General features: G+C 45.3%; 21 protein-coding genes and 1 tRNA gene. 9 read left to right on the top strand and 13 right to left on the bottom strand.

From position 1 onward, the window contains the following. Positions 1 to 10: 10 nt before the first annotated feature. The 11 genes from trsM to modA (BLT41_RS01135) form a co-directional block, all read right to left on the bottom strand. A complete protein-coding gene (gene trsM, locus BLT41_RS01185) occupies positions 11 to 682 on the bottom strand; it encodes a DVU_1556 family methyltransferase (RefSeq protein WP_092157448.1) in 672 nt (223 codons plus the stop codon). 2 nt (positions 683 to 684) lie between these two features. Next, positions 685 to 900: a DVU_1557 family redox protein gene (locus BLT41_RS01180; RefSeq protein ID WP_092157446.1), complete on the bottom strand. Its 216-nt coding sequence runs from the start codon at positions 898 to 900 to the stop codon at positions 685 to 687. Next, complete coding sequence (locus BLT41_RS01175; protein WP_092157444.1) at positions 897 to 3,176, bottom strand: pyridine nucleotide-disulfide oxidoreductase/dicluster-binding protein; 2,280 nt, start codon at positions 3,174 to 3,176, stop codon at positions 897 to 899. The genes BLT41_RS01180 and BLT41_RS01175 overlap by 4 nt, the downstream gene beginning before the upstream one ends. A gap of 74 nt (positions 3,177 to 3,250) precedes the next feature. After that, positions 3,251 to 5,974: a molybdopterin-dependent aldehyde oxidoreductase gene (locus BLT41_RS01170; protein ID WP_092157442.1), complete on the bottom strand. Its 2,724-nt coding sequence runs from the start codon at positions 5,972 to 5,974 to the stop codon at positions 3,251 to 3,253. Positions 5,975 to 6,042: 68 nt separating this feature from the next. After that, positions 6,043 to 7,062 (bottom strand): molybdopterin-binding protein, encoded by a 1,020-nt coding sequence (locus tag BLT41_RS01165; protein ID WP_092157440.1) that lies wholly within the window; start codon positions 7,060 to 7,062, stop codon positions 6,043 to 6,045. Between the two features lie 486 nt (positions 7,063 to 7,548). Beyond that, positions 7,549 to 8,280, bottom strand: a complete 732-nt coding sequence (locus tag BLT41_RS01160; protein ID WP_092157438.1) for a Rossmann-like domain-containing protein — start codon at positions 8,278 to 8,280, stop codon at positions 7,549 to 7,551. A gap of 30 nt (positions 8,281 to 8,310) precedes the next feature. Next, positions 8,311 to 8,982: a molybdate ABC transporter permease subunit gene (locus BLT41_RS01155; RefSeq protein WP_092157436.1), complete on the bottom strand. Its 672-nt coding sequence runs from the start codon at positions 8,980 to 8,982 to the stop codon at positions 8,311 to 8,313. An 8-nt stretch (positions 8,983 to 8,990) separates the two neighbouring features. Further along, on the bottom strand, positions 8,991 to 9,713 hold the full coding sequence (gene modA / locus BLT41_RS01150) for a molybdate ABC transporter substrate-binding protein (protein WP_092157434.1): 723 nt from the start codon (positions 9,711 to 9,713) through the stop codon (positions 8,991 to 8,993). Next, positions 9,713 to 10,417 carry an ATP-binding cassette domain-containing protein gene (locus BLT41_RS01145; protein WP_092157432.1) on the bottom strand — a complete coding sequence of 235 codons (705 nt, stop codon included), beginning with the start codon at positions 10,415 to 10,417 and terminating at the stop codon, positions 9,713 to 9,715. Before BLT41_RS01145 ends, modA (BLT41_RS01150) begins: the two co-directional genes overlap by 1 nt. Further along, positions 10,417 to 11,070 carry a molybdate ABC transporter permease subunit gene (gene modB / locus BLT41_RS01140; RefSeq protein WP_092157430.1) on the bottom strand — a complete coding sequence of 218 codons (654 nt, stop codon included), beginning with the start codon at positions 11,068 to 11,070 and terminating at the stop codon, positions 10,417 to 10,419. The genes BLT41_RS01145 and modB overlap by 1 nt, the downstream gene beginning before the upstream one ends. 1 nt (position 11,071) lies before the next feature. After that, complete coding sequence (gene modA / locus BLT41_RS01135; RefSeq protein ID WP_092157428.1) at positions 11,072 to 11,806, bottom strand: molybdate ABC transporter substrate-binding protein; 735 nt, start codon at positions 11,804 to 11,806, stop codon at positions 11,072 to 11,074. A 134-nt stretch (positions 11,807 to 11,940) separates the two neighbouring features. Here modA (BLT41_RS01135) and BLT41_RS01130 point away from each other — a divergent pair, with 134 nt between their 5' ends. The 9 genes from BLT41_RS01130 (at position 11,941) to BLT41_RS01090 (ending at position 21,420) form a co-directional block, all read left to right on the top strand. Further along, a complete protein-coding gene (locus tag BLT41_RS01130) occupies positions 11,941 to 12,987 on the top strand; it encodes a TOBE domain-containing protein (RefSeq protein WP_244512166.1) in 1,047 nt (348 codons plus the stop codon). An 83-nt stretch (positions 12,988 to 13,070) separates the two neighbouring features. Beyond that, positions 13,071 to 13,586: a thiol peroxidase gene (tpx, locus tag BLT41_RS01125; RefSeq protein WP_092157426.1), complete on the top strand. Its 516-nt coding sequence runs from the start codon at positions 13,071 to 13,073 to the stop codon at positions 13,584 to 13,586. A gap of 190 nt (positions 13,587 to 13,776) precedes the next feature. Continuing rightward, entirely contained in the window at positions 13,777 to 15,465 is a 1,689-nt protein-coding gene (locus tag BLT41_RS01120; RefSeq protein ID WP_092157423.1) for an FmdE family protein, read from the top strand. A 10-nt stretch (positions 15,466 to 15,475) separates the two neighbouring features. Continuing rightward, entirely contained in the window at positions 15,476 to 15,895 is a 420-nt protein-coding gene (locus tag BLT41_RS01115; RefSeq protein WP_170830280.1) for a winged helix-turn-helix domain-containing protein, read from the top strand. A gap of 141 nt (positions 15,896 to 16,036) precedes the next feature. Continuing rightward, on the top strand, positions 16,037 to 19,075 hold the full coding sequence (fdnG, locus tag BLT41_RS01110) for a formate dehydrogenase-N subunit alpha (RefSeq protein ID WP_092157421.1): 3,039 nt from the start codon (positions 16,037 to 16,039) through the stop codon (positions 19,073 to 19,075). Between the two features lie 47 nt (positions 19,076 to 19,122). Further along, entirely contained in the window at positions 19,123 to 19,857 is a 735-nt protein-coding gene (locus tag BLT41_RS01105; protein ID WP_092157419.1) for a 4Fe-4S dicluster domain-containing protein, read from the top strand. Between the two features lie 63 nt (positions 19,858 to 19,920). Then, entirely contained in the window at positions 19,921 to 20,844 is a 924-nt protein-coding gene (locus BLT41_RS01100) for a formate dehydrogenase accessory protein FdhE (RefSeq protein WP_092157417.1), read from the top strand. A gap of 46 nt (positions 20,845 to 20,890) precedes the next feature. Then, positions 20,891 to 20,966 (top strand) — tRNA-Thr (locus BLT41_RS01095). A gap of 124 nt (positions 20,967 to 21,090) precedes the next feature. Then, positions 21,091 to 21,420, top strand: coding sequence for a hypothetical protein (locus tag BLT41_RS01090; protein ID WP_092157415.1), 330 nt, complete (start codon positions 21,091 to 21,093; stop codon positions 21,418 to 21,420). Between the two features lie 449 nt (positions 21,421 to 21,869). Here the strand turns inward: BLT41_RS01090 and BLT41_RS01085 are convergent, their stop codons facing one another. Together BLT41_RS01085 and BLT41_RS01080 are read right to left on the bottom strand one after the other, a co-directional pair. Beyond that, complete coding sequence (locus BLT41_RS01085) at positions 21,870 to 22,499, bottom strand: response regulator (protein ID WP_244512165.1); 630 nt, start codon at positions 22,497 to 22,499, stop codon at positions 21,870 to 21,872. Further along, positions 22,492 to 24,510 carry a sensor histidine kinase gene (locus BLT41_RS01080; protein ID WP_139167312.1) on the bottom strand — a complete coding sequence of 673 codons (2,019 nt, stop codon included), beginning with the start codon at positions 24,508 to 24,510 and terminating at the stop codon, positions 22,492 to 22,494. The genes BLT41_RS01085 and BLT41_RS01080 overlap by 8 nt, the downstream gene beginning before the upstream one ends. Between the last annotated feature and the right edge of the window lie 139 nt (positions 24,511 to 24,649).

The raw sequence follows: 24,649 nt of genomic DNA, 5'->3' as shown, positions 1-24,649 counted from the left end.
ATCTCCGTAATTAGAGTTCGTTCAGTTTGGCAATGAGCAGCATATAGCCGGGTTTATCGCAACAACTCCCTTTAGGAATAATGGACTTTTCTCCTGTAAAAATGAGCCGCGCCGCAAGTTCTGCAAGCAGCTTTGAGTGATCTTCTTTAATAATTGTATGAAATTCGTGATCACTGAGAGCTTTGTCCAACTGATTTATATTCAGAGGATTTGTTACGCACGAGCCTGAGATACTGCCGGAACTGTTTTGGCCCCGCTGATAAATGTCGGTGAGAATCAGTGTGCCGGATGAATTCAGAACCCGTTTAAATTCAGCAAGTGCTTCTGACATATCTGGTAAAAGAGAAAGCACACATTCACAAATTAGAGCGTCAAAAAAATTGTTTGAATAAGGGAGATTCGTAGCATCTGCTTGTGAAAGAGCAAGTCCTGAGTGAGCTTTTTCCAGCTGTCCGGCTGAACGGTCTATGCCATATGCTTCAAAAGAGTGAGATTCATTTAGATGATGAACTGTTGCACCAAGGCCGCAGCCGACGTCCAGTACTCTACTGTAACGCGGGATATGAGCTAATGAGATAGCATGGTCTGTGAGGCTCAGTCCTCCGGGGCGCAAAGTGTTTCCGGCGGCATCCCGTAGAGTTGAGCGTTCCCAAAGAGGAACAATCGGGGCCGTAGGGTTCATTTTTATTTGTCCTCCAGAAGACTCTCCACTTCCGCCATTTTCCCCAGAGCAAGGTCTTCGGGAATGAGAACCAGTCCGCACGCAGGGCAGGACGGAAGTTCAACAGTGAATCTGCTTTCAAGATATTCAAGCTCAACAGGTGCAGGCTCAAGATTTTTTCCACATGCTGAGCATTTCCATGAGGAGAAATCATCATCAAGGACTTTTAAGGTGCTCATTTACGACCTCCGAGTATGCGCATGCGGTGACTCCATACCTTGTGGATTAAGTAACTGTTTTCACCTGTTTTTTCGAATTCAACCCAGTAAGTGACTGTGACAGGTCTGTAATATACCAGTTTGTGTCCTGTCTCGATATTTTCGAGTTCTTGCCCTGATTTTTGCACTGCCGTAATTGTCTTTTGAATATCAGAAATAAGGATGCGGCGTTCTTCCATAAGCTTTTTAGCTTTTTCTGTGAAAGAGACAGCAATAGATTCATAGCCAGGGCGAGGAGCAGATGGGGTTTTCCAGATTACATCCAGCATCTGCTCCTTAAGCCTGACTCGATTTTCGCGGCGCTCAGAGTATTGGGGTACGGTGCGTGCCGCAGGATCGAGGTTTTCTGGCGGGAAAATTACATCTAATATGTGAAGACAGCGTTTTCCGCTTTTTGCAAGTAGATCACGACACATGGCGCAATACGTGATGCCGTCTCCGGCCAGCTTTGAAGCCCGGCGTTCTGCCACTGTTTTCGATAAAGGTTCGTTGGCATTGCTGAGCAATCCTCCGAAACCGCAACATTCCGTATGAAGGCCTGAAAGTTCCGGTTCAGTGAATTCAATGTCCAAATCTGAAAGCAGGACGCGCACATCGGTCAAGAGTTTATCATTGTGTCGCGCGGTGCAAGGGTCTTGCAATGCCGGAATTGTGTCCGGTATAACTGGGCTTAATTTTTTACGATGCTGGAAGAGCACAGACCATAATGATGTTATTTCAGCTTCTGGAATGGCTTTGTGCAGAGTTTCCTGACACGAAGGGCAGGCCGCGATTAGTTTAGGTTTTCCTAATGATTCCCAGTCTGTTTGCAAATCGGTCGCTTTTTTATTGAAAAGTTCAATGCGCCCAGACCAGTCCGCAGGAGCAGCGCAGCAACGGAGCATAAGCCCTGTTCCTCCCGTTAAGGAGTTGCAGAGAAAATCATAAACCTTTTTAACTGCATTCGGATCTGACGCAGGCAACTGACAACCGGGGAAAAATGCCCATTCGCTTTGTTCAAATCCGGCTTGATGTTTGTTGATGGTGCAAACTTCACTGTCAGCAAATTCCATGTCCCGCAGAGCAAATTCATGGGCGGAAGGCGGCATATGTCCCTTTTCAACCAAATCCTGCCGGGCTTCTATACAAAGATTTTTCATGGAGAAATTTTCGGGGCATATTTCTGTGCATAAATCGCAGAGCATGCATGAATTAATGAGATTGTTAGCTCTGCGTGTACCCATTACAATGGAAGCATTGTTATATATCTGGCGGGCAAAAACTTTAGGATAGCCCTTGAAATTTTCGAGATAGGCGCAGTTTTTTACGCATTCCATACATTCGCAAAGCAAACAGCGGGAAGCTTCCTCGTGTGCTGATTCGGTGGTGTAACCTGCTTCTGGAATAGTCACGGGGGCAAGCGGTTCTACTTTGCTGATATTCGTATAGAGTCTGGTTTCAAAAGGTTCTTCGCGTTCACGCCCGGCTGAGAGAGACGCATTTTGCATGAACCGTTCAATGGATAAAGCTCCCTTGCGACCGATTGCTATGAGTGCGACTGGTGAGGTACCGTTCACGGGCATTGAGGCCGCAAAGAGTCCATTTTTTTCAGTCTCAAGAGTTGTAACGGAAGGAACTTTTATTTTTAGTTTTTCAGCGCAACAAGATAGCGGGTCTGAAAATACCGCATCGAAATTTTGGAGGCACTCTTCGGTGAGTTTTTCGTCTGGCTTACTGTTTTCAATAAAAGTCACGCCCATTTTTTTGATGACTTCGATTTCCTTTTTGAAAATATCTATGCTCAACGATTTTTGAGGCAGTGTTTCGAATGCTTCATAAATATTGTTCAAAAAAACTGTGACCGTGAAACCTTTTTTGGCAAGATCCCAAGCCGCGGCAAGGCCGGGTAGAAATCCTCCAAGAACAGCAACTGTTTTTCCGCGGGCGGGCAGAGGTCTGAATGGAGGAGTACGTTTTGCGTTTTCAGCGCAGAATCGCTCCAGACTACCCATTTCTATACCGCCGCCGACTTCTTCACGAAGGCAGGCTTTTTTACAGGGGGCATCACAGATGCGCGCAGTTATAGCGGGAAATGGAAGTGTACGGCAGAGGACCGCCCACGCTTTGTCAGTTTGCCCGGCTGCAAGAAGTTTACAGAATTCCCGTCCGTCCACGTGAAGCGGACATGCTGCTTTGCAACGGGGAGGTTCTTCCTGAATACATTTGGCTTCCCATTCGTGAAGTGAGCCCTGTTCCATAATACTCCCATAGCTGTAAAAAAGATGGTCGCGGCCGTACGCTTTTAAAGCGTTCGGCCGCGACCTGTTATATATTAAGCTTTAGCTTTCAGTGCTGCGAGAATCTTTTCAGGCAGAGCTGGAAGTTTAGTAATGCGTGCGCCAGATGCGTTGTAGATCGCATTGATGATAGCACCATGAGGACACGTCAGAGGCAGTTCGCCAGTTCCTGATGCTCCATGTGAGCCTTCAGGACGTGGTGTTTCAATATAGATAAGTTCCATATCGTCCGGGATCTGCTTGATGTAAGGGAAACCTGCGCCGACCATGGTAGAATGCTTTTTGATATCTTCATAATCTTCACTGAGAGCAAGTCCGATACCCTGAGCAATTCCGCCGTACATCTGACCGTCAACAACGAGTTTGTTGTTGATTTTACCGATATCAGCCACGAAAGTTGCTTTCTCAACTGAAGTTTTACCAGTTGCGAGTTCAACAGCTACTTCCATGATAAACAAGCCGTACATGTAACATGCGAATGGGTTACCCTGACCGTTTGCATCACATTCAGTACAAGGAGCAGTCCATACACCGCTGTAACGGAGAGCTTTGTTTTCTTTGCGCATGTCGTCGTAAGAACGGAAGCTTCCGTCTGCCTTACGCATGCTGTCCAGTAACGCTCTACATGCGGCGATAATGGAGTTACCGACAACAACCTGTGAACGGCTACCACCAGCTGGGCCGCCGTTAGGGCAGGTGCGGGTGTCGTTCATAACCAGTTTGATTTCTTCAGGAGCAAGCTTCAGTGGACGAAGAGCTTCATGCGCTGTTCCGAGTACACCCATGTCAGCACCCTGACCATGATCGTGCCAGCAGGCATACATAGTTACAGTACCGTCTTCATTAAGCTCGATTTCAGATTCTGCGGAGTCCGGTCCATCAAGACCTGATCCGTAAACTCCGAGTGCGATACCTACGCCGTGCTTGATTGCGTCAGTAGATTTAGCTGCAACACGTTTTTTGGCTGCATCGTAATGAGGACGGGCTGTGTCGAATATTTTTTCCAGACTCAAAACGTCAGGAGTCTGTCCTGTCGGAGTTGTGGAACCTTCGCGGTAGATGTTTTTGTAGCGAAGATCGAATGGGTCCATATTCAATTTTTCAGCCAGTTCATCCATCAGAACTTCGGATGCAAACTCAACTTCTGTTGAACCGTATCCACGGAAAGCAGAACCCCATGCGTGGTTGGTACAAACTGTGCGACCTTCACCGCGGATGGAGTCGATGTTGTAACCTGCTCCGATGAACTGAGCACCACGAAGGGTCAGTAAATCACCGAATTCTGAGTAAGGACCGTGGTCACATATCCAGTCGGTTTCCATGGAAAGAAGTTTACCGCCCTTATCGGCAGCAAGACGTACGGTTGTGAAGAATGGTGAACGTTTACCTGTGTAAGTCTGCTGCTGGAACCATGTGTAGTTCAAGAAGACAGGTTTACCGGTAGCAAGACATGCAACACCTACGAGTGCTTCCATGGTCGGGCTGAATTTGTAACCGAAGGTACCACCGGCAAAGTTCTGAACCATGATGAGGTTTTCAACTTCGACGCCCATACCCGGAGCAATCATGGCAGCATGCAGATGCAGGCCGATTGATTTGGAGTGAATGCAAAGTTTACCATCGTCATCAAGGTAAGCGAAACCTACATCAGGTTCGATAGGCATATGCGGCTGACGTGAGACGTAGAAACTATCTTCAATAACAGCATCTGCTTTATCAAAAATAGGTGCAGATTCTTCACCTTTGGCAACTTTCTGCTCAAAGTAAATATTAGGAGTGCCGGGATGAATTTCGATAGCATCATCAGCCATAGCAGCAGGAGCGCTCATGTATTCAGGCAACTGTTCCAGTTTTACGACAACTTTTTCAGCAGCAGCTTTTGCGTGCTTTTCGGTATCTGCACAAACAATGGCAATTGCATCACCGAACTGGAAGATTTTCTTTTCAGCGAGAATAGGTCTGTCCCATCCGTCACCTTTGTTGGTGGGGAAAGTGATCAGGCCGGTAATGAGGTTTTTACCCTTAACATCTTTATGAGTAACAACCTTTACTACGCCTTCCATCTTTTCAGCTTCGCTGGTGTCGATGGAAATTATATTTGCATGAGAAACTTCTGCTTGTACCAAAGCACATTTGAGAGTGCCTTCAGGCATTTTAAGGCCGAGGTCTGCGCCGTAATCAAGTGTTCCGGTAACTTTTGCAACAGCTGTTGGGCGTGGATATTTGGAACCCCAGATGCGACCGTCTTCAGGCATTTTGAAGAGTAATTCGTCAACTTTCATGTCGCCGCGCATAACTGCTGCTGCGTCCATGGTTGCATCAACAAGCTGTTTGTAACCTGTACAACGGCATGCGTTGCGATGTTTCTGGAACCAGTCACGAATATCTTCACGGCTTGGAGAAGGGTTTGACAGAATCAATGCATAAGTTGAGACGATAAAGCCCGGTGTACAAAATCCGCACTGAGCGCCACCGTGTGCCATCCATGCAATCTGGATCGGATGTAGATGCTGTGGAGTACCGATACCTTCGAGAGTTATTACTTCGGTGTAATCCTCAATCCGGGTCATTTTCAGGGAACATGAGCGTTTCAGTTTTCCGCCTACGATGACAGAGCAACTACCGCATTGTCCGGTTCCGCAACCGATTTTAACACTGGTAAGACCTAAGCTTTCGCGCAAAACAGTAGCAAGCGCAGTATCTTTTTCTACGATAACTACACGTTCTACGCCGTTAACTTTGAGAGTTCTTTTGATCATACGAAGTAGCCTCCTTAAAATTATTGCTGTTTTAATATAATTAGGCGCCTGAAACAGACGTCAATTTGCTATTTACCAAAGGAGCAGAGCGGGTAGTGGCAAGTGTCACATCCGGCGCAGAATCCACCGTGCCCGAGAGCTGCAATTTCCTTTCGTGTAGGACGTTCGCCAGCGACAATACGCGGCACGACAAGATCGAAAATGCTGGCCCGGTAGTACATAACGCAACCGGGCAGCCCGACAATCGGGACACCGTTCAGGTATGCCAGCATGAACATGACACCGGGAAAAGTTGGGGAACCGTATGTTATTATTTCAGCTCCGGTTGAGCGGATGGATGAAGGAGTCTGATCGTCGGGGTCGACGCTCATTCCGCCAGTCAACACGACCATTTGTGCGCCGTCATCAATGGATTTCAAGATGGCTTCACGGGTCATTTCCGGATCGTCACTGACAAAAGTCTGAGAAAGTATTTCAGAATTAAGAGCATCAAATTTTTTGCGTATAACAGGGCCGAATTTGTCTTTTATGCGTCCGCTGTATACTTCGCTGCCGGTGGTGATAATGCCGACTTTGAGGTGTCTGAAAGGTTTAACGCTGACAATAGGGCCGCATTCTCTACAGATTTTTTCAACTTCGATAATTTTACTTTCATCAATAATCAGCGGCACAACGCGTGTCCCGGCAACGTCGCGCGGTGTGGAAACTTGAAGCCCGTTATGCATGGTTGCAATTACGACTTCTTCAATAGAGTTGATACGTTCAAGAGCTTCAACGTTAATAGAAAGTAATCCCGGGGAAGCTTTCATATTAATGCGGCCTTCGCTTATACCGGAAAGAGTGATGCCCGGTCCTGCGGCAGCTTTTGCAATGCGTCTTGCTGCATCATTTTCATGCAGCTGACCGTCTTCAAGTGTAAGAATATAGACATGTTCTTTGCCTATTTCGAGCAGTACGGGAATGTCTTCCTGCCGGATTATGTGCCCTTTTTTGAAAGCGGGCCCTTTGAATTCGCCCGGAACAATGCGGGTCATATCATGGCAAAGTACGTTTCCTATGGAATCTTCAACAGGCACTGTTTTCATCATGAGTAGTGGCTCCAGAGTCTTATTTTATACTTATTATATGCACCGTTTGTATGAGCACAGAATCTCAAAATAGTGATCTTTCCGGTGAATTGTGTTGTTATAACTAGAATTTATATGTCTATATGGACATAATAAGTCAAGCTGTTAGTTCTAGCAGATATAAAAGAAATGCAGTTCAGTGCTCTATCTTTTATATCCGTAAATCTAGTAACAGTTCACCTTGGCACTTTTTTATGTGCTCATTAAGAGATTCTCTAAGCAAAAAGGAGTCCAAAAAATATTGGTTATATTTCGGTGTGTTATCTGGGGGAGGAAGTGGCTATGTGGATCGTTTCATGAATAGAAATTAAGTTGTAAGTCGGTAATGTTTGTTATTATAACGAAGTTAATATGTGAAAGCACACATAAATACTGATGTTAAGGAGGTGTGTATCGTTTTGTCTCACAATAGTAGGTGTGTGTGTCACAAGTCGCCATGGGGTTCTTTTATTTACTTTCTGCGCAAAAACGAGTCCAACCCATAAGGTCGGCCGCAGCGGCTACAGTGGTTCCAAAGAAAATTGTCGGTTTGTTTTCCACTAAAAAGTCAGTGAGAGTTTCGTTTACTATTGTCGAGCCTGTCACTATCAGCAGTTCTGCAGATTCGATAGCCGCAGCTGTGTCATCCGGCCCTTCAATTGTTATTCCGCATTTTTTACTGCCTATGTTGTCCGGATCTAGATCAATCACTCTCAGCTCGAATTTGTCGGCAAAGGATTTAATCATGGCAGGTTGGAATCCTATTTGTGTGATACGTATTTTACCATATTTATCCATAACATGATCAGCAAATTTGGGAGCGCAAAGCGCCGGGCCTTCGTCTTTGCAGTGGATGGCGCGGTCTGTCAGCCCCAGATTGGATTGGACGGCATTAAGGGCGGCTACGAAAATTGCACGGCGGAAATTGTTTTCGAGCTTCATTTCGGAAACTTCGCGAAGTGAAGAATTGAAATCGCCGAAACGATCGGTAAATGCCTGACCTTTTGAGCCTCGAAATTCAGCTTCCATCAGTTTTTCTTTTCCGCGCAGCAAAGGAAAGTCGTCACCTTCTGGATTACCGATAGCTTCTTCTGTGCTGAGGGTTCTGGCTGTTATGGTGATGTTTTCATCCAGAATTCCTTCTTTTTCCCATATCTTGCGAGCCTTTTCCTGTACCGTTTTCAGAATAGATTTACTCATTTTCTTACCTGTCTTTTTTTGTGTTTAAGTTTATGTATCGGATACTTTTTTCAGCACGATAAACATTGCAATTGATGCAGTTCCTATCATCAGTGAAAGCATTATGGCTCTTTCAAATTCTCCGTTAAAAACTGCGTTGTATATTTCGAGCGAAAGAGTATTTGTTCTGCCTATAATATTTCCGCCAAGCATTAAAGTCATACCGACTTCACCGAGAGATCTTCCTAAAGCCAGCAACATTCCTGCTGCAATACTGCGCTTTGCATAAGGTAAAAGCACGCATAAAAAGATCGTTGTTTCAGATTTTCCCAATACGGCCGCAACCTCGCCAAGCCTTGCGGCTTCAGGAGATTTAAGTGCCGCTTGAATGGGTTTAACCGCTAGCGGAAGTCCGGCAATGAAAGCCGCAACGACCAGACCGGGAAAACTGAAAATGATGCTTTCACCAAATAGAGCGCCCATCGGGCCTTCTCTGCCAAGTAAAAGAAGAAGTCCGAATCCCATCGCTACTGGAGGAAAGACAAGGGGCAGCGTAACGACTGTATCCATTATGCTGCTGAGAGTACTGCGCGAACGGGCAAGCCAGCACGCCAGTGGAATTCCCAGCAATAATTGAAGGACCCCTGAGGTAGCTAGAACTTTGCCCGAAAGAATGAGCGGGTTTAAAGTTGCGCTGTCAGAAATGATTGCCGTGAAATCCATTAAATAACCTACATGCCATGGCTTACAGTAATTTTCTGTGCTTTATCAGTCTTTAGAAATTTCAAGAAGGAGTCACATTCTTTTTGATTTGTTGAACTTTTCAACTGGCTGATGACAATGCTGATAGGAGAGTATGCTCCTTCATCAAGGAGAGTGAATCCACCTATTGATTTAGCAATTTTGCGAGCATGGGTAATGTTTATCAGGGCGTAATCAACTTCTCCGGCAATAACGTATGATGCGGCCTGAGGAACAGTTGCAACGATAAGAAGTTTGGGTTCAATTTTGTCATAGATTCCTTTGTTGCGCATATATTGTAGAGCTGCTTTTCCGTATATGGCCCTTTTTGTGTCAGGAAGAGCTATGCGGGTGACTTTAGAACCAAGCAGATCTGCTTCACCATGAAAAGCTGAACCTTTAGGGAATATTACGACAAGTTTGCCGTTTCCAATTTTCTCTGTGGTTTTGAAATCCAGTTGTGCTTTTTCCAGAAAATCTAAATCTCCTATAACCATATCAACAGCACCGCTGATACGGGCCTGAGCTGTAACGCGGGACATGTTCCCGTAGATGCGTTCCACTTGATCGCCGGTGTCTTTTATATAGGAGGCGGTAAGGTCGTCAACGAGCGAACGGTAGCCCGCTCCGGATGCTATCACTATTTTTGCCTGTGCTGCCGCAGGAACGCATAGAATTAATAAAAGGATCAGAAATAATTTATTGATACGCATTACATGTTCTCCACGAGTTCATATTGATTAGGGACGATAAAGTTCATATTTCGGCGGGTATTCTGCCGTTCCAGCCATTGAGGGGAGGCAACTCCGTTTTCCATTACAAATATCTTGTCTGCGAGGTAATACGCCTCTTCCAGATCATGAGTGACGTGAATCATGGGGATATTCAGATCTTTTTTCAGCTCCCTGAGTTCACGCCGCAAAGATTCGCGGGTTGCAATATCAAGAGCCGAGAAAGGCTCATCAAGCAGCAGTAAAACCGGTTCACGCGCCAGAGCCTGACAAAAGGCCGCTCGTTGCCTTTCCCCACCGGAAATACCGGATGGTTTGCGATCGGCAATGTGGGCAATACCGAATTTATTCAGCAGATCCTGAACACAGTTTTTGTCCACTGCCGCAAAGGCTACATTTTTACGAACCGTCAGATGAGGGAACAGGGTGTATTCCTGAAAAACCAGTCCTAAACCTCTCTTTTGAGGTGTGGCGTGGAATTTTTTTGAAGTATCGTTCCAGCAAGTTCCTCCGAGTGAAACGGTTCCTTCATCAGGAAGTTCTAAGCCTGAAATGATTCTGATCAAAGTGCTTTTGCCTGCTCCGGACGGGCCGACAATGGCGGTAAGAGTTCCTTCCGGACAGGAAAGTGAGACGTCCAGAGTAAAGTTTGCAAGTTTTTTGCGAATATCTAAATGGAGAGTCATCAGCGCCTTCCGTTGATGCGGTTAATGGCAAGCAGAGCCAGAAAACTAACTGGAATTATTGCCAGCGACATGAATAATGCGTCCTGATATCGCATGGCCTCCACCGCCTCATAAATTGCAATGGATGCCACTTTTGTAGTGCCAGGAATGCTTCCGCCGACCATGAGAATTACCCCGAATTCTCCAAGACTGTGTGCGAAGACAAGCATTGCTGCCGCCGCAAGCCCGGGTAAACTGTTCGGCAGGACTACCCGGAAGAATGTCGCTGTGGATGAAAGGCCCAGCACTGCCGAGTTTTCCAGCAATCTGATATCCAGCTTCTCAAAGGCAGCGCGCATGGGCTGAACCGCAAAGGGCAGATTATAAATCAGTGAAGCGAGTAAAATTCCTGAAAAACTGAAAACCATACGTTCGTCCGTGGCATCTTTCCAAAGTTTCCCCAGCGGTCCATGCGGGCCCATCAAAATGAGGAGCCCGAAGCCAAGGACCGTTGGAGGAAGAACCATGGGGAGAGACACAATCGCATCAATCAAACTTTTTCCACGAAATCGGCAGAACGCCAGTATGTATGCCGTTGGCGCTGCAACAATCGGAATTAACAGAGTTGTTGCCAGAGCCAGTTTGACAGACAGAACGAGCGGAGAAAAATCCATGCTATTCGTATCCGTATTTGTTTTTGATAGTTTTAACTTCGGGACTTGCAAGGAATTTAACGAATTTCTGAGCGACGTCTTTATGCTCGGAAGAGTCGAGAATACAGGCCGCTTGAATTACTGGAGGAGCTTCGTTTACAACAGTAAAGGTTCCTTTGCGTCCTTCTGTTGTGAACACTGATGAGTAGGCGCAAAATCCGGCATCCGCTGCGCCTGTTGCCGCATACTGAAAGGCTTGAGCAATTGACTGTGCGTATACGAGTTCAGGTTTTACTTTTTTCCAGAGCTTTACTTTCTGGAGAGCTTTCATTGCCGCGGTCCCATAAGGAGCTGTTTCAATGTTCGCGATGGCAATCTTATGCAGATCGGGATTTATAACTGCTTTCTGCCAAGGTGTTGAACCTATTTCTTTTTTAAGTGACCAGAAAACGACTTTACCTTTTGCGTAGACAAATGGTTTTTCAGCGAGGCCGGCAGCATAAAGTTTTTTCGGGCGTTTTTCATCTGCTGCAAGGAAAACATCAAAAGGTGCGCCGTTAGTAATCTGCGCATAAAGTTTTCCTGTTGATGTATAAGTTGCCTGAACTTCAAGGCCCGTAGCCTTTTTAAAGGCGGGGATAATTTCCTGCATTGCAGGGGTAAAGTTGGCCGCTTGCGCGATCAGCAAGTCTGCTGCATTCGCTGCGACAGGCAGAGCCAGAAGTACTGTGAGAACCAGAGTAAGAATGCGTTTCATTGTAAAATCTCCAATTTTATTGTGATTATATTAGATTACTATTATTGATCGATCTCATACTTATTCAGATCAACAGCAAGAAACAATGCAGTCACGTTAATTATAAAAAACGTGATTCTACGAAGGGATATTCCGTGAAAACAGGTAAGCTGGCTCCTTTTAAATTTTTTGATGTGCCGGAAAATATAAAACATCTTGATACGAGAATGCTCGATTATCTGGAATCAGGTTATCGCTCATGGCGGGATGAAGCAGGCCGGGCTGATCGGTTACGGTCGCGCACACGAGTCTTTTGTCTGTTTCTGATTTTGCGTCATACCGGAGCAAAGCTTGGTGAAATTCTTAAAATGGATGAAAGCAAAAGTTTTAATTTCGGTCGTGCGACAGTCTCGTTGGGAGTGGGGAAAAACAAACGTGAGGTTCCTCTTCCGCAAAACGTCTGCCGCGAGCTTAAAGCTCTCATAGAAGGCCCTATGGGTATGGGGATTGAAGGGCATATTTTTCACCTTGATCCTGGTTATGTGCGGCGTATTTTTTATGACAGGGCCGAGGCTTGTAATATTCCCCGTGAACTGGGAGCTCCAAGCGTGCTTCGTCGTTCGCGTGCGGTGGAATTGCTCAGAAACGGGGTGCCACTAGGAGTGATGCGTAAAGTGCTGGGGCAGTCTTCTGCTGATCTGTCAGCAGTTTATCAGGATTGGCCTGAAGGGGATGTGCAAAATATTGTCCGGCGTATGGCACTTGAAGAATCTTCATTAAAAACCAGCGCACGTAATACTTTTATTGGTCATGTCACGCAGATCAGGCGTGATGGAATCCTTGCTGATGTGGAATTTGAGACTGCTGAAAATATATGTATCAGTTCCGTTATTACACTTGAGAGTTTGTATAAACTTGATCTTGAAGTGGGCGTTCCTGTCTCCGCAACGATTAAAGCTCCGCTTGTGGCTGTACGTCCGTTATCCGAAGGTAAAAACTCAAGCGCGAGAAACTGTATCCGTGCGGCAGTTACCGACATAAAAAAGACTGAAATACTTGCCGAAGTTTCCGGTGAAACAGAAGCCGGAACAAGATTATGTGCGCTTGTTGAGTCATGGAGCATTGAAGAAGACGGAATAAAGAAAGGGGATAAGGTGGAGTTTAGTTTTAAAGCTTTGTCCATTGTTCTACATGTAGTTTAGCCTAAATTATAATTGCCCGTTGCCGCAGTTCATGAGCTATGGTATTTTGAGTAGAAATTAAAACAAACAATGGAGAATACATCATGAGTGAAAGAACCGGAGTAATAACTTTTAAAGGCAATCCTCTCACCCTTATCGGGGCTGAAGTTAAAGTTGGAGACAAGGCATCTGATTTCAGCGTGACTGATAACGGTTTGGCTCCCAAGACTCTTGCTGATTATAAAGGCAAGGTTTTGATCCTCAGTGCTGTTCCTTCGCTTGATACTCCTGTGTGCGATATGGAAACCCGCAGATTCAATAATGAAGCTGCAAAGCTGGGTGATGATATTGCAATCTTGACTCTCAGCATGGACCTGCCATTTGCACAGGCTCGCTGGTGCGGAGCTGCCGGAGTTGAAGCTGTTAAAACTCTTTCCGATCATAAAGACGCATCCTTCGGTGAAGGGTACGGTGTGTTGATTAAAGAACTTCGCCTGCTCAGCAGGGCCGTGTTTGTTGTGGGTAAAGACGGCGTAGTTGAATATGTTCAGTACTTGAAAGAAATCACAGAAGAACCTGATTACGACGCAGCTCTCGCTGCCGCGACTAAACTCGTTTAGATTAAGTTAAAATTGATTTTAAGAAGCCCCTTGCAGAATATCTGCAAGGGGCTTCTTTTGTTTATAAATAATATATTATACGACTATTAGTTCCAAACTAAGAGCAATAGGCACCTTCATTGACGATTTGTCATAGATAAACTTTATTATGCCCATATCGACATAATAAAGTTTATCTATGGAGAACAGCATGAACCTTGAAGCCGCCGTAACATCAAAAACAGACATCCCCGCACATGATGATTGTATTGGGTCTTATACCTACGAAGAGTTCTTTGAAGCCGCCCGAAGGTTTCATGGATATCCCGCCCCGGGTTTGATGCTCGGTGGGTATATGATGGAAGAAGCCCGTAAGCATCTTCCTGAGGGAACTATATTTGATGCTGTCAGCGAAACTTCATGGTGCTTGCCGGATGCCGTGCAGATGCTCACATTTTGCAGTGTCGGTAACGGCTGGCTCAAGATTAAAAATCTCGGCGTTTATGCTCTTTCACTCTACGACAAATATACCGGTAAGGGCATCCGCATTCGGGTCGACCCTGTTAAGCTTGAGGACTGGCCTGAAGTTAAATCCTGGTTCTATAAATTAAAGCCTAAAAAAGAGCAGGATACTGAAAGACTGCAATCTGAAATTCGTCAGGCTGGAGCTTCCTTCTGTTCGCTGGAAGCAATTCAGATGAAGCCCGAAGTTATGGGGCATCGCAGTAAGGGGGGCATAACTACTTGTCCTCTTTGCGGAGATGCTTACCCCGGATCATTCGGCGCTATCTGTCGAACTTGTCAGGGAGAAGGGCCGTATCTTGAAAAGGAATCCAGTCGTGAGTTGAAGGTTGAAAATCTGCCGCATGGTCTTAAATCTGTTCCTATCAGTGAAGCCGTGGGTAAAACAGCCGTTCATGACATGACGCGTATTGTCCCCGGTAAAAGCAAAGGGCCTGAGTTCTTTAAAGATCACAATTTCAGTGCCGGAGATGTCTGTCGCTTACAGCTTATCGGCAAAAATCATATTTATGTAGATGAAGGTGATATTCCCGATGGTGAGTGGGTTCATGAAAATGAAGTCGCTGAAACCTTTGGCCGTATCATGGCGGGCGAAGGAATCACTCAGGCGGGCCCTCCGCGTGAAGGAAAGGTTACTTTGGTGGCGGAGCAGGATGGTATTCTTGTTACTGATCTTGAAATGATGACTCATTTTAATTTCGTACCGAATGTCATGGTAGCGGCCCGTAAAAGTGGCTCTCTTGTAAAAAAAGGTACTCGTTTCGCCGGAACCAGAGCTATTCCTCTTTATTTATCCCGAAATAATTTTTCTCAAGCTGTTTCATCATTGAATGGTGAACCTTTATTTAAAATTGCTCCGTTGCGTAAAGCTAAAGTCGGTTTGTTGATTACCGGAGATGAAGTTTTTAACGGGCTGATTGAGGACAAATTCGAAGCAATTATTACTGCCAAAGTTCAGGCTTTGGGCAGTGAAATAGTTCGCACAGTGATTGGTCCGGACAGCCGGGATCTTATTCGGGACGCAGCCAAGTCTCTTATGGACGAGGGATGTGACCTGATTATCACTACAGCCGGAATGTCAGTAGATCCCGATGATGTGACACGGCACGGACTAGTGGATGCAGGCGTAACAGATCTTCTTTATGGAGCTCCGGTTCTGCCGGGAACTATGTTGCTTCTTGCCCGCGCAGGTGATGTTCAAGTTATAGGCGTTCCTGCCTGCGCATTGTTCTTTAAGAGCACCAGTCTTGATCTTGTTCTTCCCCGCGTGCTGGCTGGACAGACCTTAACCCGCAAAGATCTCACCGCATTCGCCGACGGCGGATATTGTATGGAATGCAAGACTTGTACGTTCCCTAAATGTCCTTTCGGAAAATAAGGAGAATGAAATGCAGGAAGTCACCTCCAATCCACAATTTGATTATTTAAATGATCAACCGGCAATAGACTCTCATAGTCCCACAATCCGCCTTCATCTTTGGCTGGAAGGTGGGGAAGGAGTGTTTTTTGGCTACGGGCGTTTACTTCTTCTCGATCAGATCGAGAAATGCGGTTCTTTGAAAAAAGCTTCCGAGGCTATGGGGATGTCTTATAGAGCCGCATGGGGGAAAATTAAGCAGACCGAGCAGGTTCTTGGTTTTCAGCTTATTGAGCGGGTTGGCAGCAAACGCAGCGGTTATCGTTTGACGGATGCAGGGCGGCTTGTGCGCGACAAATATTTTGAATGGTTCAGGAAGGTAGAATGTGATGCCCGTTTACGGGCCGATGAAATTTTTCCGTGGCGCTCAAAAAGTTTCGGAGAATCTTAACGTCTTGATATGTGTTTATTTTAACATATTGGAATTATTGACTTTATTTCTAATGTCCTCTTTAGTGTGAGAATAAACATAAATATCGGACGAAAAGCAGTCTAGGCCGCTCACTGTCCGGTAAAAACTAGGAGGTTCTCCATGAATATTTCACGGCGCGGCTTTATGAAGCTTGCCGGAATAGGCGTGGCAAGCATCGGTTTGGGTCAGATGGGACTCGATCTTTCTCCGGTTCAGGCATATGCCGCCGGACTCAAGATTGAGGGGGCTCAGGAAGTCATCTCCATCTGTCCATTCTGTGCAGTCAGTTGTCATTTTATCGCTCATGTAAAAGACGGTAAAATTGTCAGCACCGAAGGCGATCCTGATTATCCGGTCAGTGAAGGCGCACTCTGTGCAAAAGGGGCAGCAATGCTCTCCATGCACAATAGTCCCCACAGATTACAGAAACCTAAATATCGCGCTCCTTACAGTGATAAATGGGTAGAAAAAGAGTGGGATTGGGTTATTGATCGTATTGCGAAGAATGTTAAAAAAACTCGTGATGCTGATTTTAAAACTCATAATGCTAAAGGACAGGAAGTTAATCGTGTTGAATCCATTTTCCATCTTGGTTCCTCGCAGATGGATAACGAAGAATGTGCATTAGTCCATCAGGGCGTGCGCGGACTGGGCCTGGTGCATTTCGATCATCAGGCAAGGATCTGACACAGCGCAACAGTTGCGGCTCTGGCAGAGTCGTTCGGGCGCGGTGCGATGACAAACCACTGGTGTGATATTGAAAACGCAGATTCTATCATGATTATTGGTAGTAATGCTGCTGAACATCACCCAATTTCCTTTAAATGGGTTTTACGGGCCAAAGATAAAGGCGCCACTGTTATGCATGTGGACCCCAAATTCTCCCGTACATCCGCTAGAAGTGATTTTCATGTCCCTCTCCGTTCAGGAACGGATATTCCGTTTATGGGCGGTATGATTAATTACGTTCTTTCCAACAAACTCTATTTTAAAGAGTATGTTGCCAACTATACTAATGCTGCTTTTATCGTAGGTAAAGATTACAAGTTCAAAGATGGACTGTTCTCTGGATACGATGCCAAAACACGCACATATGATAAGTCTAAGTGGGCTTTCGAGCTTGACGATAAAGGTGTGCCGAAGCGCGATCCTTCTTTGAAAGATCCTCGCTGTGTATTCCAGATGCTTAAGAAGCATTACTCCCGCTATTCTCTTGATAATGTCTCCAAGACAACAGGCGTAAGCAAAGAGAATCTGCTCAAAGTCTGGAAGACTTTTGCCGCTACAGGTCAGAAAGATAAAGCCGGAACCATCATGTACGCTTTGGGATGGACCCAGCATACTGTCGGCGTACAGAATATTCGTACCAGCGCGATGCTTCAGCTTCTTCTTGGTAATATAGGTGTTGCCGGTGGCGGTATCAATGCTCTGCGCGGTGAACCGAATGTTCAGGGTTCCACTGACCATTGTATTCTGTGGCACATTCTGCCCGGATATCTGCCTGTGCCTAAAGCAAGTATGCCTAGCTTTGATGCATATACCAAGGCAACCACGCCTGTGAGTCATGATCCTGAGAGTGCGAACTGGTGGCAGCATAAGCCTAAATATATGGCTAGCTTGCTCAAATCTTGGCGTGGCGACAATGCTACTGCTAAAAATGGTTTTGGCTATAAGATGCTGCCTAAAGCTGACGACGGCGTAGATTATTCATATCTATTCCTCTTCGACCGTATGTATAAAGGTGAAATCCGCGGTGGATTCGTCTTCGGTACCAACCCTGCTCAGAGTGTTCCTAATTCCAACAAAACACGCAAAGGTCTTGATAATCTGGACTGGCTGGTTGTTGGTGAACTGCATCACACTGAAACATCCGATAACTGGCATCGTCCGGGAATCGATCCTCTTAAGAATAAGACCGAAGTATTCCTTCTGCCTTCCGCTCAGCGCGCAGAAAAAGCAGGTTCCATCAGTAACAGTGGCCGCTGGCTGCTGTGGCATTATGAAGCTTGCAAACCTATGGGGCAGAGCAGAAGTATGGGTAACATGTACGTGGATATTATTAACCGCGTCCGTGAATTATACAGCACTAAAAATGGTGCATATCCAGATCCTATCCTGACTCTCGACTGGCCTTCTTTCTATGACGCTGAAGATGTGGCTCAGAGAATTAACGGCAGGTTCACTAAAGATGTAAACTTCAAAGGCAAGAAATACAAAAAGGGCCAGCAGGTACCTTCATTTGTTGCTCTTGGCGATGACGGTTCTACATCCAGTCTGAACTGGTTGTATGCCGGAAGTTATACTGAAGAAGACGGCAACAAGGCGAAACGGCGCAGTTTGGCACAGACTCCAATGCAGGCCAAGATTGGTCTTTTCCCGAACTTCGCATGGTGCTGGCCTGTTAACCGTCGTATTCTTTATAACCGTGCATCTGTGGATGCAAACGGTAAGCCTTGGGCACCTCAGAAAGCTGTTATTGAATGGAACGGCAAGGGCTGGGAAGGAGATGTTCCTGATGGTGGATGGCCACCGAATGCAACTGGTAAAGGACGTTATCCGTTTATCATGCGCAAAGAAGGACATGGTCAGCTTTATGGTCCCGGTCTTCAAGACGGTCCTTTCCCTGATCATTATGAGCCGGTGGAAACTCCGATTACGAGTCATCCATTCTCCAAGCAGTTAAGCAGTCCATGCTATAAGAGTGTTAAGAGTGACATGGATAAGCTTGCAGAACCCGGTGATAAACGATTCCCGATTGTTCTTACCACTTACAGCATGACCGAGCATTGGTGTGGTGGCGGTGAAACCCGTAACATTCCGGCGCTTTTGGAAGCTGAACCTCAGCTTTATGTTGAAATGAGCCTCGAACTTGCCAAGGAAAAAGGTATTGCCAACGGTGATGCTGTTATCGTTGAAAGTATTCGCGGCAAAGTTGAAGCAATTGCGATGGTTACCGTTCGTATGACTCCATTCAAAATTAAGGGCAAAATTATCCACGAAGTGGGTATGCCGTTCTGCTTTGGTTGGACAACTAAAGGAGTCGGTGACGCAACTAACCGTCTGACTCCGGCAGTAGGTGATCCAAATACGACTATTCCTGAGTATAAGGCCAGTCTTGTGAACGTCCGCAAAGCGGATAAACTCACAGAACTTGAGTAATTCGCAACTAAGCCGGGTCAGTAGACCCGTCCGATAGGGAGTAAAAAATGCCTAAAGCATTCTTTGTCGATACATCGAGATGTACGGCTTGTCGCGGTTGCCAGATAGCCTGTAAGGAATGGCACGATCTACCTGCGACAGAAACAAAACAACGCGGTTCACATCAGAATCCACCTGATTTGAATCCTTTTACTTATAAAGTGGTGCGCTTTAGTGAACACCGCATAGATGGCAAGATCGAGTGGTTTTTCTTCCCCGATCAGTGTCGTCATTGTCTTGATGCTCCTTGTAAAGAAGTTGCCGACAGTTATGTAGAAGGTGCGGTAATTCAGGACAAAAAAACTGGAGCTATTCTCTACACTGATCTTTGCAAGAAATTGAAAGAAGATGAGTGTGCAGAAATTGCCGAAGCTTGTCCTTACAATGTTCCGCGCCATAACACAGACACCGGAATGCTGGTTAAATGTGATATGTGCATTGATCGTCAGCAGGCAGGTCTTGTTCCCGTTTGTGTCAAAACTTGTCCAACCGGAACTATGAACTTCGGTGAACGTTCTGAGATGGTTGCTTTGGCTGAAAAAACTCTTGCCAAAGTTAAAAAAGAATATCCTAGAGCTGAAGTGGTTGATGCAGATGAGGTGAACGTAATCTATCTGGTTATGGATAAGCCTGAACTGTATTATGAATACGTGACCGCCGACAATTCAGGCGTAGGGCAACCAATGTCACGCAAGAATTTTCTTGCCGGCATGACTAAACCCGCAAAACGTATCTTCGGATAGTAGCACTTATAACCCGAGGCCCGGATTTATCCGGGTCTCGTTTTAAAGCAGGAGCAGATCTCCATGAATAATATACAATCCCCTTCTTCCAGTCAGCGCGATGTTCGAACTGGACTCCTTGCTTTACGTGAGCAGACTCCCGCTTTGGAAAATATTTTTGACGCATTCGGTCCGATTGCAAAAGCGCATGAAGATGGGTGCAATCTCTTAGTAAAATGGAATAATTTTATTCTTCCGGAAGCTGATGCCTTGCGTTTTGAGCAGGGAGTGCCTCTTTTGGCTGATATGGATATGCCTGATTTTGAACAATATTATTCAGAAATCTTTTGGTTGCTCAGCAAGGCTGTTGCAGAAGGAATGCCAGCACTTTCAGATAAAATCAGCGTAATAACAGATGCTTTGCAAGGTTCAGAATATGTAAATGAATTGGCAAGAGCTGTGTGGGATGAAAATAACGGAGTTTTCGAAGGTTTGGCTAAAAAATTAAGCCTTGATGGGTCTGTATTAATGATGCTGGCGTCACTCGCAATTAAACCTTTCATGAATCGTATGAAGGATGAAGCCGCATTGAAGATTGAGAAAATGCAGTGGGATAAGGGATATTGTCCGATCTGTGGATCTTTCCCGGATATGTCATTACTTAAGAAAAAGTTGACGGAAAATGCTGAATATATGGCAGGGCATGGCGGACAGCGTTGGATGCATTGTTCCTGTTGTGATCATCAGTGGCGTATTAAGCGAAATATTTGCCCGTGGTGTGAAAGTGAAGATTATAAGAAACTTAAATATTTCCAGTCCGAAGAACGTAAGACTGAGCGGTTTGACGTTTGTGATAGCTGCAAACATTATTTCGTGACTATTGATACTCGCGAACTTGCCGAAATGCCGGATGCCCGTATAGCTCCGCTTGGATTGGTTTATCTGGATATTAAAGCTCAGGAAGAAGAGTATCAACCCATGGCAGAAACTCCGTGGAATGTATTGTAAAGCTTGACGATAAATAACAGTCGATATACTAAGAATCCCGGTGGTCGCCAACGTAGCTCAGTTGGTAGAGCAACTGATTCGTAATCAGTAGGTCGTCAGTTCAACTCTGATCGTTGGCTCCAGTAAAAGTAAAGGTTTACATCTTTTTAGGTGTAAACCTTTTTTTGTGGTCTTTGCCTCAGGTACCCGTTTGGTACCAGTTTTGAGAGCTATGTTTACCTTTTTGATTCGTGTACAGGTTTTCTCGTGCTTGAGGATATTGTCCATTTTCTCAACCATAGACGAGAAATGAAGAGAGAGTATTCAATAATTAATGAAGCTCTTAGTCGGGATTTTGTCGAGACACAGAAGGAAAAGGAAGAGAATGCTAGTCCTATTGATAATAAAGTAGGTCACAGTGATGTCGTTATCAATTTTTTGGATGAACTTAGAAGGGAAAGACCTGAGTTCAATTTGATTAATATTTATTTAGCAATTGCCATTCATGATTTACTTGAAGCAACTCAGAGTACGTTTGGCACATACGATGACTTATGGGTGTTAATGGGAGATAATTTTAAAAGTGAAAACTCTTAGCAGGATCACAGGGTGATTTTACTAAGAAAGAAATCATCAAGTATTTCTATGCTGCTGCTGAAGCAACAGGGCTACCTACTGCGGAGTTTCGGACTTAAAGCGTTCACTCAAAGAACTGAATGTGTTTCCTTGACCTATTGTCGATAAGGCTATGTTTTATGGTTTTGCGGGCGAATTTGTGGAGTTTGCCACGGAATATTCAGAAGCTGATCCGATAGCAGTTTTAGCAACGTTCTTGTCTAGATTTGGCGTTGAGGTAGGTCGTAGTCCATTTTTTTGGGCTAGAGAGCAGCAGCATGCCCGTGTTAATGCTGTTCTTGTGGTGCAGCGTAACGTAATTAGGGTTGTTTCTGCGTATCTCAGGTGTAGATGTTCGGGAAACTGGAACGATTGCAATGGGCTTTTCTGGTTATTTATGAATAATAGTTTAATGGTAACAACACCTTTTTTTAATCATGATCTGACAATGAGATGGCATGTTTGCGCAAATCACGTCGGTTCTCAAAATCCAGTTTGCTGACCATGCGTGTAAAGTAAGTATCAACTGTGCGGGGGCTAATCTTCAATTTTTCTGCAATCTCTGCATTGCCGAGCCCCTTTCCCATTAGATCAAATATCTGCCGTTCCCGGTCACTTAATAATTCTTCCAGAGACTGATCTCCGATGCTTTTTTCCTGAAGTATTTTAGCTGAGTATTCGCTTAAAAAACGTTTTCCGAGCAGTATTGTATCAATGGCTTCGAGAAGGATGAAGGGATCTTCCCTTTTAGTGACATAACCGAGAGCGCCTTCACGAAAAGCACGATCGATAATGCTGGGTTCTTCATGCATAGAGTAAACAAGCGCAGCTATACCTCGTTTTTCCAGTTCTGGGAGAAGCTCCAACCCGCTACGATTCTGTAAAGTCAAATCAAGCAAAGCCACGTCATAATCCTCGACATCTAAACTTTTCACCGTTTCTGAATAACTTCCCGCTTCAGCAACAACCTTATGACTGTGAGTTTCCAGAAGAATACGCAGCCCTTGTAAGACGGCAGGATGATCATCTATAAGCAGAACTCGGGCGACTGTTTTATTCATTTTCATTTCCATTTTGATTTATTCTAGAAAGTTCGTGCACTGAACAGGGAGCGACACAAGTCACAACAGTGCCGCCCTGCGGATCGTTTTCAATGCGTAATTCCGCATTGATAAGTTTAGCTCTGTGCGCCATGATACTCATTCCCAAGCCTCCATGCATTGTTCCGGCAGCCTTACGGCCTATCCCATCATCTTGCACTGAAAGTTTAACCTGCCCGTTGCCGTGGCAATGCAGAGTTAACCGGATATTCTGTGCTTTGGAATGCTTAGCCGCATTGGTCAGAGCTTCTTGCGCTATACGATACAGCTTTGTCATGTTTGGATTTAAACACTTCTTGCAATGGCTCTGTTTGTCAAAAGTCACGTTAATGTCCGTAGACTTAGCAATACCGCGCAACAAATCGTTCAATGAGGGGCCAGGCATAGAAGCGTCATGCTCTATGGGCCATAACCCGCGTGCTGTTTTGTATGCATCATCTGTAGATTCTTTTAACAAATCGGCAAGATCTATCAACGTTTGCGCGTCATCACTATCTTTGAACTTATGAGCCAAGGCAGAAGAACGTAAACGGGCTCCGGTAAGCTGCTGGCACAACCCATCATGCAGCTCATGGCTTATGCGACGACGCTCTTCTTCACTGGTTTCTACTACTTTACGCTCCAGCCTATTGCGTTCCTTTATTTCTCCACATAGGGAAATATTTTTTGATTCCAGCTCTAAAGAAAGATGCTCTACAGAATCAAATGATGCGGAAAAACGCTGTGCCAACGCGAGAGACTGGGTCAGCACGAAAAAACACACTGCAGGTTCAGCAAGATAGGTGGATTTTATAATACCCATATGGGTCAGGGTGTCGTTCAACCCTACAAAAAATTGACTGCTTAAACCTGCCAGCAAAAACAAGGCACCACTTCTGCCACGTTTCACACACAGTAGAAGGCGATGTAGGTAATATCCTGCATAAATCATCATTTGCACCAAGCATAATGCAATGAACCAGTAAAGGGGAACTCCGGGCGCAAAACCCATCATAAAGAAAAAGATCACTATTTTGGCATCTAGAAAATAAACAAGTTTGTGATGAAATTCATTGGGATAAAGAGTCTCTAAAAAACGGAAAAGTAAGGATGCCCATATTACAAAACAGGTCAGCGAAAAATTTTCCATGATTACTGGATTCCACCACGGCAAAATAGCAGAAGCCACCCATTGGGAGGTGTTTGAGGTCACGCTGTAGCTGACCACCAGCAAACAATACAAACTGAAATAAAGAGGAGCCTTATCGCGCTTACGGAACAGATAAAGCACAAAATGATATATGCCCATAATCAGCATGCAGCCCGCAAAAAACAGGGCTATCCCCCAATCCCGTGCGCGGATTGTTTCCAAAGTACCGGGAAGTGCTATTCTGATAGGTTCCGGCACCCCTCCTATTCGGAAATGATGATTGGAGACTTGGAGCACCAATTCAACAGGGCGACTTTGAAATTCAATCTCTGCAAGCTTAAGTGATCCGCCCGGAACTTCCGTTTCAGCGGATCGACCCGGCACACCGCTTTGAGCTATAAGTTTGCCGTTCGCCCACAAGCGGTAGGCTTCGTGAATATCAAATAAACGCAGATGAATCCTTCCGGCAGGTCGATTCGGTAGCAACCGTAAACGAAAGGTGGCTTGGCCTGTTCCGCCCAGCCGTTTTCCATTCAGATTGAATTTATTCCATGCCCTGTGCATGAGGAAATAACCTGTCATTTCCGGCTTAGAGCTTCCAGATATAAAATTATCCGGCGTCAACAACTGGTCCCAATAAAACTCCCACTCACCGTCAAGGTTTACGGTTTCGCCTGCGGACAAAGAGTGATCGCGCATATCGAAAACACCCTGCACAGCGCGAGGACTAAGATCGTCCGTTGGTTCACAGCCGCCAAGCATTAGCAATGCTCCCGCCACCAAAATGGAGATTATTGCTTGAATGAATACCCCCTTCAAAGGGGGAGCGTATATTTTTGCCAATGCTTTCTCGTGTTTACAGCTAAAAATTATTCTTAAAATAAATCTGATGGCTGGTACATACAACCCTCATCTCTTTTTTTCAACTCCGAAAAGTTTTTTGAAAAAAGTGCCATTTGTATGTGTTTTACCGTACATACAC

This window comes from Maridesulfovibrio ferrireducens (assembly GCF_900101105.1).
GTDB lineage: Bacteria > Desulfobacterota > Desulfovibrionia > Desulfovibrionales > Desulfovibrionaceae > Maridesulfovibrio > Maridesulfovibrio ferrireducens.
This window is presented reverse-complemented; position numbering and strand designations above follow the sequence as displayed.